Genomic DNA, 13407 nt, shown 5'->3' with positions numbered 1-13407 from the left:
TAAATTGAAATGTGTGGAAATTAAAAACGTTTTTCGGCGATGCAGTGGTGCTGCTGGCAGGCATTCCCCGGTATGTTTCCCTTTTTGCAGTGAAACCTAACTTTATGGGAGGTGAAGCGTGATGGCACAGGATGTCCTTTGTGAAGTTTTTAACTGCGTTCATAACGAGGAAGGCAAAAAATGCGGAGCGTCTGAAATCTTTGTGGTGAGCCATAAAGGGAAGAACGCCTCCTCCCAGGAGGAAACAGACTGCAGAACGTTCGAACCTGCAGGACTTTAATTTCCTGGTCTTTACTTGCAAAAGGTGCTTCTGCCGTGGGGGCGGAGGCACCTTTCTTGTGGATTTATTGATATATTGGATTATTTATTGATATATCGAATTTTTTATAGATAAATCCGGATTTTTGCTTATAAATCAGATTTTAAGCTCATATATTGAAATTTTTGCTTATAAATCTAGGTTTCCGCTTATAAACAGCCGCTATCCCCGGCGCCAGGCCTAAAAGTTCATCCGTGACTGGCCGCCGTCCACATTCAGGGTGGCACCGCTCACCCAGCGGGCGCGCTCGGATGCAAGGAATACGGCCACGTCGGCCACTTCCTCCACCGTGCCGAAGCGGCCGGCTGGAATTTCCGCTTCCACGTAAGCTTCGATTTTTTCCGGATCCGCATCGAGCTTTTTCTGCCAGTTTCCGGTCGGATGCAAAATGGCTCCCGGTGCAACGCCGTTTACACGGATGCCGTCTTTAATCATTTCATCGGCGAACGCTTTCGTGAAGCTGATCATGGCAGACTTGGCGCTGTTATAGGTTGGTTTACCGCCGGATTCCCGGCCGAAAATCGAGCTGATGTTTACGATCGCACCGCCGCCTGACTCTTTCATCCGCCCGGCTGCCAGCTGGCTGAAGTGAACGGCTGACATGAAGTTCAGATCGAGAGCTTCCTGAAACTCAGCCAGACTCGTTTCCATTACAGTGCTGCCGTTACTGCCGCCCACGTTGTTGACGAGAATGTCGATCCGGCCGAACCGGTCCGTAAAGCCTCTGAACACCTGTTCACGGTCTGCCTCCTTTGTGAGATCTCCCTGGAAACGCGCAGCATCTCCCAGCTCTTCTGCTGCCTTTGAGAGACTTGCCTCCGTGCTTGCCGCAATGCCCACCTCGGCCCCTTCAGCCAGAAATGCTTTTGCGATCGCTTTTCCAATCCCCTTCGATCCGCCTGTGACGAGTATTTTTTTACCTTCAAGTTCAAGATTCATCGGCTTTTTCCCCTTTCAGTACGTGGTCAATTATTTTCTGATGCGGCACCGGAAACGGATAATAGTCCACTTCATCTTTTGGCGTCCAGCGAAGTCCGTCCCGGTCCGGCGCGATTTCCGCTTCCCCTCTAAGTACGTACACGTCAATTTCCCATACAATGTGGGAAAACACATGGCGCACATGGTGAACGCGTCGAAGCTCGGCGCTCCCGGCACGGCGGACTCCGAGGTTTTCCAGGTAACTCAGCACGTTCCCCGCATCTTCACGCTCATCCTCGCAGTTCGGAAACTGCCAGAGCTTTGCAAGAAGACCCGTATCAGGACGGCGCTCAATCAGCACTTCCCCGGCCTTGTTTTCCACGACCACCGCTTTCATCGTTTTTGCGACAGGCGGTTTCTTCTTCGCTTTTACCGGCAGGAGGTCCTGCACTCCTTCTGCCCTTGCCCGGCAGTGCTCCTGCACCGGGCAGATCAGACACGCCGGGGACCGTGGCGTACAAATGAGCGCGCCGAGTTCCATAAGTGCCTGGTTAAAATCAGACGGAACCGTCCGGGCGACAAGGGAACCGGCAATCGTTTCGAACCGTTTTCGTGTACTCACTTTACTAATGTCATCATAAATGGCGAGGTTTCTGCTCAGTACCCGCATCACGTTGCCGTCAACGGCCGGTTCCGGCTTATCATAGGCAATGCTCAGAATCGCCCCTGCGGTGTAAGGTCCGACACCTTTCAGGCTGCTCACTTCTTTTTTCGTATTCGGCACCACGCCTCCGTAAGATTCACTTACCTCCCGGACCGCGGCCTGGAGATTTCTGGCGCGGGAATAGTAGCCGAGGCCCTCCCACGCTTTCAGCACCGTCTCTTCTTCTGCTTCTGCAAGGTCTTTTGGAGTGGGAAAAAGGCTGATAAAGCGCTCGAAGTAAGGGATCACCGTGTCTACTCGTGTCTGCTGGAGCATGATTTCAGACACCCAGATTTTATATGGATCCCGTTCCAGGCGCCACGGAAGATCCCTGCGGTTTTCCCGGTACCATGCAGTCAGATCGTCGCAGAATTGCTGTTCATTGAATGTTTCGAGTGATGAGTCTGTCATAGGATGGTTCCTTTCATGTTGTGATGGTTATTATACTTCCTTCTGAACAAAGGCCCAGCAGTGAATTTTTCGGACCCCGCCATCAACGAAGTCACCAAGCTTTGAAAAAAGCGGATGCTCCTCTGTGCAGCGCAGTTTTTTCATGGCGTGGTAATGGCTCATCGTGGGGAGACGGAACATTTCCACATACAGGTTTTTCTGGTCGGCTGCTTCGTACCAGTCAATCTCTTCGGCCCCGTATTCACGAAGGGCGGAAAGAACTTCTGCCATAAGGGCTTCGTATTCGTCAGTCTTGTTTTCGTTCACTTTGTATTCAAGAAAAATCTGCAAATTTTTCATCGATATTCTCCTTTTGAAATTCACGGTTTTGGGGTAAGACTATATAAAGCATTGTGTGATTTATGTTAAACTCCCGTAAAATCGCCAATAATGGACGAACGATTCAATATAGTTAGTGTAACAGCAATGAGTCTGCGATTCACCAAGGAGGTACGCTGATGGACACTGGAACACACGTTGTCATGGGCATTGCCATCGGTGGCCTTGCCACGCTTGACCCGGCCGTTTCCGGCAGCCCTGCCATGATGCAGGCTGTAATGGCCGGTGCCATCATCGGCTCACAGGCGCCCGACTTTGACACTGTTCTGAAACTGAAAAATAACGCATCTTATATCCGGCATCACCGCGGGGTGACCCATTCGGTCCCTGCCTGGTTTATCTGGCCGACACTGATTACGCTCATGCTTGCCCTGCTTATTCCCGGCCTGTCACTGATTACAGTCTGGCTGTGGACATTCCTCGCAGTATTTCTCCACGTATTTGTGGATATTTTTAATGCATACGGTACGAAGGCTCTGGCACCGTTCAGGCAGAAATGGATGGCGCTCGGGATTATCAACATCTTTGACCCTTTCATTTTTTCCGCCCATATCGTGGCGATTCTGTTTTGGCGCTACGGATTTAACCCGGGCTGGACGTTCCTGGCCATGTTTGGTGTTATCACCGTTTATTATGTATGGCGGGTGATGGAACAGCGCAAAATTCAGCAGAAGCTCAGAACCTATCATCCGGATGCGACCCATATCTTCACCTCCCCTACATTCCGCTGGAGTCAGTGGCATGTGGTTGTGCGAACGAAGAAAAAACTGTTTGTAGCCCAGGTGAAAAACGGTACTGTCAATTACTTTGAAACCTATCCGTTTGAGCCGATTCCCGATCACCCGATTATTAACGCAGCCAGAAAAGACAAAAACCTGGCGTCGTTCCTGTCTTTTTCCCCGACATACCGCTGGGAAATTCACCGGGAGAAGGAAGGCTACACCGTTAAGTTTGTGGATCTGCGCTACCGGAGCAAAGGATACTACCCGTTTATTGCGATCGTGAAGCTCGATGAGGATCACGAAATTACCGGCTCCTATACGGGCTGGATTTATAATACGGATACACTTCAGCGCAAGCTTGAAGTAGCTGCCGGATAACGCTTATAGTGATTCACGAAGAATGCACCGCCTGAAACGGCATACAAAGAAGGTGCTCCGCAATGACCATGCGGAGCACCTTTTATGCTGCTCACCGTTCTAGTGAAGCACCTGTTTGCTGCTTGTTCCCCGTTCTTCGAAATGTTCTCTGAACTTCGGGTTTTCAAGCATGATCTCATGAAGTTTGCTGCCGTACTGGTTGATCCACTGGAGCAGTACCATTTCCGTTACTTCCTTGCCTCTGTACTTGCGTCCTGCTTTAGCATAGATGGATTCAAAGTCCTCCCAGAGAAGTTCAATCCATGTACGCGCTTCTGTAGATGACATCTGATCATTTTTTTCAAGCAGACGACATGTTAAACGGTCGAAATAATCATTCATTTAAACCAGATCCTCCTTTTACAATTTTTCCAAAGGATGAATGGATAATGACCTTCACAAACTAAGCATGCCCCGTCAAAAAAGGAGGTTCATTCCTTGAGAAATAAAGCAAAAGGTTTCCCAAACCGCATGCGGTTTTCCAAAGAGCGAAGAGCAGAAAGTCAGCATCAGTCCAAACGTCCAAACGGTGAGATCAATACGAGCCCGAATGCGCGCATGCATTCATCGGACGAACACTAATCTGCACCAGCACTGGGAGGTGCCCGTAGTGGGAAAAGGAACAACGAGACAACGGTTTGGATTAAAGTACAATGATCCGTTTGAAGACCCTCGAGCCAATCCTAAACATGCTTTTCATCAAGTGAATGGTGAGTCACAGCAGAGTCTGCACAATCAAATCCTTGAAGTTCAGACGAGAAAACGAAGCTGATTCCATTCATGAATGAGCCGGAGAGAGAGGCACACCGCCTTTCTCTTTTTTTATGTGCGAACTGAATCAGCCAACGATGATCTGACGGCATTTTTCCAGACAGGTTACAGTTATTCCTTTTTTTCCAGGAGAGAAATCGGGACGGCTTCTTCTTGTCTGCTGCCGGTGCGGGTGCCCCAGGCAAAAACGCCATTCATGTAACTGATTGTGAACGTTACGTCAGGTTCTCCTGAGAAACGGTATGTTTCCCCCGGTTTAAAATCATCCGGATTCATTAGATAAGCCTTTGCCATAGCCATCTTACGCTCGTGGACAGCATACTCATTTACAATCCCCATCTGCTCAGCCTTCTGCGCTTTTACTTTTAGCTCAGCAATTTCAGTACGGAGTTCGTGCTCTGTCATTTGGCTGTATCTTTGTTCCATGTCAACTTCAACGCCTTTATTAAGATCATTTAACATTAGTATAAGAAATAACAGTACATTTGAAAAGACCAGTTATTTATACATTCATTAAGAATATCTGGAACAAAAGTATAACAAACACATAATTTTTCTACAAGTTACATTAGAAAAAGAGAATCATCAAAAATCCTGCAAGTCCGGCAAATATCGCGTAATACAACATTGGAAGGAGGGTTTTTCGGATAATCGCCCCTTCTTTCCCGGTCAGGCCTGCGACTGCAGCAGCTGCGACTACGTTGAGCACACAGATCATGTTACCGGCATTCGATCCGATCACCTGCAGGGCAACTACACGCGAGGGATCAACACCCGCCTGGTCCGCAGCACTGACCTGAAACAAGGTAAACATCATGTTGCTGAATGTAGCGCTCCCTGAAATAAACGAGCCCAGGGCGCCGACGAATGGCGCTGCGAGCGGCCATGCTCCCCCGATGACTTCGGACGCAGTGGCGGCCAGTTCCAGCGGCATACTCTCAAGCCCCGCACCATTTTCCCCGGAATTGATAAAAATCCTTACCATCGGCACGGCGGTCATCAGCGTGATGGCTGTACCAATCAGTGCTTTGGCGGACACCCCTGCAGCCTGAGCCAAGTCCCTGAGTTTCAGGCGGTGCAAAAAGACCGCTGCAAATGCTACAACGATGAACACAAAACCCGGAATATAAAGAGGCTCAAGGGTTTCACTGATACTCGTTCCGAGAATATTCTGCCACTCAATGGTGACCGATTGAAGCCAGCTCTTAAACGGTAGTGCATCCAGACGGGTAAGCACGAGCAGCAGACCAACGAGAATGTACGGTACCCAGGCCATGAGAAACGAAGGCCGCTCGTTTTTCTCACGCTTGCCTGATCCCGAGATCGGAATTCCGGTCCAGTCGTCGAGCCAGTTTTTCCTTGGCGGGAAATCCCACTTCTCCTCGGGAAGAAGAAAGCATCTTTTGGCAGCCGGCACAACCATTAGCAGACCAGCCAATCCGCCGAATATAGCAGGAAATTCAGGTCCGAGCAGGTACGCAGTAACAAATGCGGGCACCGTAAAGGCCAGCCCGGCAAAAACAGCAAATTTCCAGACAGCCAGGCCTTCTTTCCATGAGCGGTTCTCACCAAAAAAGCGGGTCATCATCATGACAAGAATGAGCGGGATTAGTGTGCCGGTGAAGAGGTCGATCTGCATCACCTGAACCGCTGTCTGCTGAATGAAGGCATCCATACCGCCTGCCTGTATGACAAGGGGCTCAACAGCGGCAGATACACTCCCGCCTTCGTAAAGTCCCTGCTCCACCCCTACAGTTACCGGCGTTCCGACTGCACCAAACGAAACCGGTGTGCTGTCGGCAATCAGTGCAAGGGTTACAGCCGCGAGCGGCGGAAATCCAAGTACGATGAGAAGCGGTCCCACAATCGCAGCGGGGGTGCCGAACCCGGCCGCTCCTTCAAGGAAGGCTCCGAAAAGCCAGGCGATAATAATCAGCTGGACACGTCGGTCAGGGCTGATTCCGGTAAATCCGTTACGAATGGTATCTATAGCGCCGCTCATCCTGAGCGTATTGAGAAGCAGAACAGCTCCAAAGACAATGTACAAAATGGAAAGGCCGATCATAATCCCCTCAAAAATAGAGGCGGTGATCACAACGAGAGGCACCTGCCAGTAGAGAAATGCCAGAACTGCCGTTGCGGCAAGACTGATCGTCATCGCTCTTACTGCAGGCATTTTCAGAACGACGAGCAGAATCATAACACTGATAACAGGCGTAAGTGCAGCAATCGCGGTGAACATAAGGATCCTCTCCCTGAACATTTAGTCTATTTATAGTATAGCATTAGTTTGCTCACTATTTCACAATTGCTTGTGACAACTTTCTGACTGTTTTTGATACGACTGGAAAGGGTCAAAGGTCTCTGTTTCTGATAAGAGGCCTAATTCCTCAGCTACGAGCTCTAATAGAAAAATAGAGCCGTAAACAAAAACTAAGACCTCTAAAGCCCGCCTCGCCCCCGCGCGATCAGCTGTTATGGAATCATCCCTGTTGCACTTTACTCCTCTTCCCTGTGTTTCCAATCCTCGAGCCAGCGGTCGATTTTCTCAAACGGAAAGCCACGGCCATACAAATACTGTTTAATTCTACGCTCCTGCTCCCAGCCGTCATACTTGGCGTATTTACGAGCTGCTTTTTCTCCCTGCTTTTCAAGCGCTTCCTGCTCTGCTTCGTCCTGCTCAGTCCCGAAGTCAAGCTCCTTTACCACACTTGATGCGAGTCCGGCAGGAAAACCTTTTTGCACAAGAAACTGAACGAGCTTCTGTTTCATCTGCTGGATCGACTGATTCTTATAGGACCGCTGTTTTTTTTCAGCCAGTTCGAACGCCATACGGTATTGTTCCTCTTCTGAAAACTGCTTCAGTGCCCGGTCGATATAGATAGCAGCCACCCCTTTTTCTTTAAGTTCCATCCGGATCTTCATCGGTCCTTTTTTCTGTGTGTTCACTTTTGTCCGTACATACGATTCTGCAAATGCCCCGTCATCAAGGAGTTTCATATCGTCCAGCCGATCCATGATCTCGTTTACTTCCTCATCTGTAATCTCCTGATCCCGAAGGTAAATGCGCATTTCTTTTATCGTACGCATACGAAACGACAGGAAATGAAGCGCACGGTGCAGCGCCTTGCTCTTCTCCTCATCTTTTTTGATGACGATGAGCTGGTCTTCAGTGAGGGTGACCCCCTTCTGAATCCCGTGCTTCACAAGGACGTCTTCATTAACAGTAAAACCGTACTGTTCACGGCCATCTTTCTGAAAATAAATATGATAGCGGTCGTTTCGTTTTTTGTGCAGTGTAATTTTCGATACCTTGCCCATGGCCGTTCACCTCTTTGTATCATCGTATCACAGTTCGTTTCCCGGATGTTTAGGAGGATTTTGAAAAAGGAATGAGGAAAGATAAGAAATCATCGACTTTTGGGAGTGAATCAGATGAAAATTGCCATTGCCGGCGGTTCCGGTTTTATCGGAACAGCTCTGACAGAAAAACTGACCTCATCAGGCCACGAAGTTTTTATCCTGACGCGGAACAAGGAAAATAAACCGGAGAAAGAGAACGTCACCTATGTGGAATGGCTCAAGGAAGACACTGAGCCGGAAAAAGAGCTGAACGGCGTGGACACAATCGTCAACCTCGCCGGCGAAAATCTCAACAGCGGACGATGGACTGACGAGCAGAAAAAAAAGATCATGGACAGCCGGATCACAGCTACCCGCTCAGTGATGGAACTGATTGAAAATCTCGAACCAAAACCAGAAGCACTGATCAATGCTTCCGCTGTCGGTTATTACGGCACATCGTTTACCGAAACGTTTACCGAATCCCACAGCAAAAGCGGAGACGATTTTCTCGCTGAAGTGTGCCAGCGCTGGGAGGAAGAAGCCAGCCACGCTATCAAACACGACCTCCGGACAGCATATATGCGTTTTGGCATGGTGCTCGATGATGAAGAAGGGGCGCTGAAGCAGATGCTCCTTCCGTTTAAAATGTTTGCCGGCGGACCGCTTGGGACAGGCAAGCAGTGGATGAGCTGGGTGCATATCGAAGACGTCACCGGTGCGATTCAGTATGCGATTGAAAACCGGGATATCTCCGGCCCGGTCAACGTCACCGCGCCGGAACCAGTGCAGATGAACGAATTCGGCAAAACACTCGCAGACGTGATCAACCGCCCTTATTGGCTGCCCGCACCGAGCTTTGCCCTCAAAACTGCTCTTGGTGATATGAGCGTACTCGTGCTTGAAGGTCAGAAAGTCATTCCCGAAAAACTCAATAACTCAGGGTACGAATTTCATTATCCTGAGCTCAAGCCTGCACTTGAAGACCTGCTCACATAAAAGCCTCGTCCTCAGGACAGGCTTCTTTTTTACCTTTAGACCGTATAATCCGGCTTATTTTTCCACATACTAGAAAATATGACGGCAGGAGGTGAACGCATGGAAAGCAAAAAACGTCAGGCAAAAGAGGAACGCAGGACGATGAGCAAAGCCCAGGAAATGTCGTTTATGAGTGATTTTAAAGCAGCAGACCGGGCAGCGGCCCGAGGCCGAAATACAAAATAGTTCCCAGGGAGGACGTACATATGGAAAAAGAACCGAAACGCCAGCAGGGTCGTCAGGAAACCCACAATACAGAGGACAATGAAATTGTGGAATACTCCGAGGAACTGGCTGACACAGAAGATAAAAAAGCGATGGCTCGTGCGAAAGAGGCAGACGAGCGCAATACCCGGAGCAAAGACTCAAAAGAATAGCGTTAAGTGGGCAGGGGTGGATCAAAGGAGCGTTCATGTTTCTTTCGGTTCACCCCTTTTCCAGTATCCTCCGAAGGTACCACCTATCCAAAACGAGCGTAAAGAGGTATGATAGAGGGAGAACCTTTACAGGGAGGCTTCGTATATGCAGATGAGCGACCCGGGACTATCCTTCTTTTTTATCCCGCTGATCATCATCCTCACCATTTTTATTCTTAATATCATCACCAGTATCTGGGCATACCGGGACTCCCAGCGCCGTGGAAACAGTAAGGAATACGGTCTGCTGATTCTCTTTGGAACGCTCTTTTTTCCTGTTATCGGTCTTATTATTTATTTAATTATCCGGCAAGATTAGCATAGCCACCACTCAGATGCAGCGTTCAGGAACACCTTACTACCTAATAACCGGCAGCAGCCGGCTCGCGAAAGGAAAGGTGACCTTTTATGAAAAGTCTGCCTCAGAGCTTTCTCGGTCAAAAAGTTTCCATGGATGGCCGTACACGCAACTACGTCGTCCGTTACGAGGAGCATATCGGGAAAAATAAAACACATGTCCTTCTTTTCGAACAGGACACACCGGTCATTTTTGCGGTAATGTCAAGCGAAGGGAATTTCCTTGATTCGTTTTATCTCTCCGGAAAAACCAATCAGGCTTCAACGAACGCCCTTGAGCGTTACAAGGAAATCACTGAGCGGAAAAAGAAGCACAGAATGACGCAGGATGATCTCCGTGACGCTTTAAAAACGGAGCCCGATGCGAAAATGAAGAACGAAAATATCATGAAACATCTGATCGATGAACACTTGGAGGATATTAAGCACCAGTACCCTTCACGCCTGCTTATGCTTCAGAAAACAGAAGGGAAACACGAGGACTCTCTGATCATGCTCGCGTTGAGAGAAGCTCTTCACATGGCAAACGCAAGAAAATCATTTACGTTTCTGACTGCCCACCGGTTTGACAGTTCGGTACCGGAGCTTGGTTATATAATTGATCAGTATCCGGATGTTCTCCAGGATATTTGTGACTACTACATGGAATACAACGAAGTGAAAATCGTTCGCCGCCTGCTTCTGAACACAGCCGAATCCGTGCCTCTTGATCAGAAAGATATCGTGGAGTCGCTGCTCACGCTTGCCGGCCGGATGGATCATATCCACTATTCCAACCTGCTTAAAAATGTTCTGTCGATCCTGTTTAAACGGGTAAAGCAGACAGCCGGAGCAACGCCGAAAGCCTGGCTCAATGACACGGTTTCCGACCGTCAGATCCGCCACTCCATTGCTGCAGTGCTGAAAAGCAAAAAAATAGGATAAAAACATGATAAAACATATTGAGAACGCAGTCAGGAGGATTTGACTGCGTTTTTTTGCTGAAGCAAAAGGGAAGGAATACGCTCCTCATCGCAGCTTCGTATTAAAACTCCTCTGATGCAAGGCAGAAATAACATGATTCTTCACTAAAAAGGATGCCCTGCATAAAAAGCAGGCGCATCCTTTTTTTCAGCCATTGGTCCGTCGGGCAAAATCCACAAAACGGAACTTATCCGGGCGGTGGCGTGATTCGGTGTACTGAAACAGACTCGCATCGTCCAGGTACACATAGTTTTTTACCACTACGATGTTGGTGTAACCGGCCAGATCGAGGAAGTCCCGGTCCTCGGCAGTCGGTTCAACTACGGTGATTTCTTTTTTGGCAAAGCTGATAGTCATGCCGAGAGACGATTCAATGTATTCGTATATCGAATTGCGGCACACGTCTTCAGTGAGGTCTTCAATGAATGCTGTACTCAGATAGTCTTTATCCAGAATCACTTTTTCCCCATCAATTTCGCGCACGCGGTCCACTTCCCAGACCAGGGTGCCGGATTCGAGCCTAAGCTGGTCCCTTATATAGGGTCCCGGCTCGGTACGCTCCAGTCTCTCCACATAGGTGTGATGATTATCACCCATCTTTTTTGCAAGTTCCTTAAAGCTTACGAGGCCGGAAATGGGAAAGTCGAACTTCCTGGCATCCAGAACGATGGAACCCTTGCCCTGCACTTTCTGGATAAAGCCGTTCTGAGACAGGAGGTTCAGCGCTTTCCGGATGGTTTCCCGCGACGTATCATAATACGACATCAGCTCGTGTTCAGAGGGGAGCTTTGTCTGGGACTTATACTCCCCCTGCTGAATCCGATCGGCGATATCCTTATAGATTTTAATGAATTTATTCTGCATCAGATCACCGCTTTAAGAAGAATGTCCTGCCACAATATGGTTGTTTACAAATTTTAGTTTATCACGCTTTTTTCAGATGATAAACAACAGATTCATACGGGCGAAGAGTCAGAGCTTCAGGATTTTCAGGTGAATCGGTGTAGTTTGAAATCAGAATCTCGCTGTTCAATCCTGAAAGATCGACCGGGCTTTCAAAAGACGCTTCTTCAGCATAAAAATTGTTCACGACGAGCAGCTTCTCATTTCCTGTTTCGCGGATATAAGTGAATAACTGCGGATCTTCAGGCAGAAGCAGTTTGTAGCTTCCGTGGGTAATAATGTCATATGTCTTACGCAGGCGGATCAGCTTCTGGTAATGATAGTATACCGAATCCTGATCGGCAACTGCCGCTTCTGCGTTTATCTGCTTGTAGTTTGACGCAACGTTAATCCATGGTGTTCCTGTCGTAAACCCGGCATTTTCAGAATCATCCCACTGAACCGGGGTCCGTGAGTTATCGCGTGATTTCTGCTTTATGCTTGCCATAAGCTCCTCTTCAGGAACTCCTTCCCGGCGTTTAATATCGTAAATGTTCAGGGTTTCCACGTCACGGTATTCGTTGATCGAATCGAATTTGGGATCGGTCATGCCGAATTCCTCGCCCTGGTAAATATAAGGGGTTCCCTGCATCATATGAGCGGTAGTTGCCAGCATTTTCGCTGATTCACGGTGGTATTCTTCATCATTTCCGAAACGGCTCACCACACGGGGCTGATCGTGGTTGCACCAGAACAGGGCATTCCAGCCGCCTCCCTTGTGCATCTCCTCCTGCCACGTAGAGAGAATATCCTTCAGCTGCAGGAAATCAAAATCGGCTGCAGTCCATTTTTCCCCGTTCGGATAGTCCACCTTGAGATGATGAAAGTTGAATGTCATCGACAGTTCGTTTCTGTCCGGGCGCGTGTACTTAATGCAATTGTCAATCGTAGTGGAGCTCATTTCGCCAACTGTGAGTACATCGTATTTTGAAAAGACTTCACGGTTCATTTCCTGCATGAATTCGTGCACGCGGGGACCGTCTGTGTAAAACTTACGGCCGTCTCCAGGAGGAACAGAGCCGTCGTCGTTCGGGAAGTCCTGGTCTTTGGAAATGAGGTTGATGACGTCCAGACGAAAACCGTCTACGCCTTTATCAAACCAATAGCGCATCATGTCGTATACGCGCTCGCGGACTTCTGCGTTCTCCCAGTTCACATCGGCCTGAGTAACATCAAACAGGTGCAGGTAATATTGTCCGGTGGCTTCTTCATACTGCCACGCGTTTCCGCCGAATTTGGACTGCCAGTTTGTCGGCTCTGCACCGTCCACCGGGTCTTTCCAGATGTAGTAGTTCCGCTTCGGGTTTTCTTTTGAAGAAGCGGATTCCCTGAACCACTCGTGCTCAGTGGATGTATGGTTCACAACGATATCCATTATGATTTTGAGGTCACGCTTGTGGGCTTCTTCAAGAAGACGGTCGAAATCTTCCATCGTTCCGTACTCTTCGTGAATACTGAAGTAGTCGCTAATGTCATAGCCGTTGTCCTTTTGCGGGGATTTGTAGATCGGAGTCAGCCAGATCACGTCCACTCCGAGGTCCTTTAAGTAATCAAGCTTCTGAATAATGCCTTCTATATCTCCGACACCATTTCCCATCGTGTCGTTGAAACTTTTCGGGTAAATCTGATAAACGACGCTTTTTCGCCACCATTCATTCATCTGCATCGTACAACCCTCCATCATTTCGTCTCTTACATGTTCCCCCAAAA

18 protein-coding genes are annotated in these 13407 nt (G+C 48.7%); 9 read left to right on the top strand and 9 right to left on the bottom strand.

What is annotated here, in order from left to right; genetic code table 11:
* The first annotated feature begins 121 nt into the window (after positions 1 to 121).
* Positions 122 to 280, top strand: a complete 159-nt coding sequence (locus CR205_RS14725) for a DUF1540 domain-containing protein (RefSeq protein ID WP_110520860.1) — start codon at positions 122 to 124, stop codon at positions 278 to 280.
* A 219-nt stretch (positions 281 to 499) separates the two neighbouring features.
* On the opposite strand, the gene CR205_RS14720 is transcribed toward CR205_RS14725, so the two are convergent.
* The 3 genes from CR205_RS14720 to CR205_RS14710 are packed head-to-tail and all read right to left on the bottom strand — an operon-like array spanning position 500 to position 2690.
* On the bottom strand, positions 500 to 1258 hold the full coding sequence (locus tag CR205_RS14720) for an SDR family NAD(P)-dependent oxidoreductase (RefSeq protein ID WP_110520859.1): 759 nt from the start codon (positions 1256 to 1258) through the stop codon (positions 500 to 502).
* Complete coding sequence (mutY, locus tag CR205_RS14715) at positions 1248 to 2351, bottom strand: A/G-specific adenine glycosylase (RefSeq protein WP_110520858.1); 1104 nt, start codon at positions 2349 to 2351, stop codon at positions 1248 to 1250. Before mutY ends, CR205_RS14720 begins: the two co-directional genes overlap by 11 nt.
* 30 nt (positions 2352 to 2381) lie before the next feature.
* Positions 2382 to 2690 carry a hypothetical protein gene (locus CR205_RS14710; RefSeq protein ID WP_110520857.1) on the bottom strand — a complete coding sequence of 103 codons (309 nt, stop codon included), beginning with the start codon at positions 2688 to 2690 and terminating at the stop codon, positions 2382 to 2384.
* A gap of 158 nt (positions 2691 to 2848) precedes the next feature.
* On the opposite strand from CR205_RS14710, the gene CR205_RS14705 reads away from it, so the two are divergent.
* A complete protein-coding gene (locus CR205_RS14705; RefSeq protein ID WP_110520856.1) occupies positions 2849 to 3829 on the top strand; it encodes a metal-dependent hydrolase in 981 nt (326 codons plus the stop codon).
* Positions 3830 to 3928: 99 nt separating this feature from the next.
* Here the strand turns inward: CR205_RS14705 and CR205_RS14700 are convergent, their stop codons facing one another.
* Positions 3929 to 4210 carry a YfhJ family protein gene (locus tag CR205_RS14700; RefSeq protein ID WP_110520855.1) on the bottom strand — a complete coding sequence of 94 codons (282 nt, stop codon included), beginning with the start codon at positions 4208 to 4210 and terminating at the stop codon, positions 3929 to 3931.
* A gap of 96 nt (positions 4211 to 4306) precedes the next feature.
* Between CR205_RS14700 and sspK the strand changes: the two genes are divergently transcribed.
* Both sspK and CR205_RS14690 read left to right on the top strand, forming a co-directional pair.
* The gene (gene sspK / locus CR205_RS14695) at positions 4307 to 4450 is read left to right on the top strand and encodes a small acid-soluble spore protein K (protein ID WP_110520854.1); all 144 of its coding nucleotides are present in this window, start codon (positions 4307 to 4309) and stop codon (positions 4448 to 4450) included.
* A gap of 28 nt (positions 4451 to 4478) precedes the next feature.
* The gene (locus tag CR205_RS14690; RefSeq protein ID WP_236634849.1) at positions 4479 to 4640 is read left to right on the top strand and encodes a YpzG family protein; all 162 of its coding nucleotides are present in this window, start codon (positions 4479 to 4481) and stop codon (positions 4638 to 4640) included.
* A gap of 110 nt (positions 4641 to 4750) precedes the next feature.
* Here CR205_RS14690 and CR205_RS14685 read toward each other — a convergent pair whose 3' ends face one another.
* From CR205_RS14685 to recX, 3 genes are all read right to left on the bottom strand, one after another.
* On the bottom strand, positions 4751 to 5065 hold the full coding sequence (locus CR205_RS14685; protein ID WP_110520852.1) for a YfhH family protein: 315 nt from the start codon (positions 5063 to 5065) through the stop codon (positions 4751 to 4753).
* 142 nt (positions 5066 to 5207) lie between these two features.
* Positions 5208 to 6881 (bottom strand): L-lactate permease, encoded by a 1674-nt coding sequence (locus CR205_RS14680; protein WP_110520851.1) that lies wholly within the window; start codon positions 6879 to 6881, stop codon positions 5208 to 5210.
* A gap of 257 nt (positions 6882 to 7138) precedes the next feature.
* Complete coding sequence (gene recX / locus CR205_RS14675) at positions 7139 to 7960, bottom strand: recombination regulator RecX (RefSeq protein WP_110520850.1); 822 nt, start codon at positions 7958 to 7960, stop codon at positions 7139 to 7141.
* A 114-nt stretch (positions 7961 to 8074) separates the two neighbouring features.
* Between recX and CR205_RS14670 the strand changes: the two genes are divergently transcribed.
* The 5 genes from CR205_RS14670 (at position 8075) to CR205_RS14650 (ending at position 10716) form a co-directional block, all read left to right on the top strand.
* Positions 8075 to 8980, top strand: a complete 906-nt coding sequence (locus CR205_RS14670; protein WP_110520849.1) for a TIGR01777 family oxidoreductase — start codon at positions 8075 to 8077, stop codon at positions 8978 to 8980.
* 99 nt (positions 8981 to 9079) lie between these two features.
* On the top strand, positions 9080 to 9205 hold the full coding sequence (locus CR205_RS14665) for a YfhE family protein (protein WP_110520848.1): 126 nt from the start codon (positions 9080 to 9082) through the stop codon (positions 9203 to 9205).
* 20 nt (positions 9206 to 9225) lie between these two features.
* On the top strand, positions 9226 to 9396 hold the full coding sequence (locus CR205_RS14660; RefSeq protein WP_110520847.1) for a YfhD family protein: 171 nt from the start codon (positions 9226 to 9228) through the stop codon (positions 9394 to 9396).
* A 145-nt stretch (positions 9397 to 9541) separates the two neighbouring features.
* Entirely contained in the window at positions 9542 to 9754 is a 213-nt protein-coding gene (locus tag CR205_RS14655; RefSeq protein WP_407923575.1) for a PLDc N-terminal domain-containing protein, read from the top strand.
* An 89-nt stretch (positions 9755 to 9843) separates the two neighbouring features.
* On the top strand, positions 9844 to 10716 hold the full coding sequence (locus CR205_RS14650) for a hypothetical protein (RefSeq protein WP_110520846.1): 873 nt from the start codon (positions 9844 to 9846) through the stop codon (positions 10714 to 10716).
* A 186-nt stretch (positions 10717 to 10902) separates the two neighbouring features.
* Here CR205_RS14650 and treR read toward each other — a convergent pair whose 3' ends face one another.
* Both treR and treC read right to left on the bottom strand, forming a co-directional pair.
* A complete protein-coding gene (gene treR, locus CR205_RS14645; protein ID WP_110520845.1) occupies positions 10903 to 11619 on the bottom strand; it encodes a trehalose operon repressor in 717 nt (238 codons plus the stop codon).
* Between the two features lie 61 nt (positions 11620 to 11680).
* Positions 11681 to 13363: an alpha,alpha-phosphotrehalase gene (treC, locus tag CR205_RS14640; protein WP_110520844.1), complete on the bottom strand. Its 1683-nt coding sequence runs from the start codon at positions 13361 to 13363 to the stop codon at positions 11681 to 11683.
* Positions 13364 to 13407 lie beyond the last annotated feature (44 nt).

Origin of the sequence: Alteribacter lacisalsi, from assembly GCF_003226345.1 — a bacterium.
GTDB lineage: Bacteria > Bacillota > Bacilli > Bacillales > Salisediminibacteriaceae > Alteribacter > Alteribacter lacisalsi.
The sequence above is the reverse complement of the archived record's forward strand: the minus strand, read 5'-3'. Positions and strand labels throughout refer to the sequence as shown.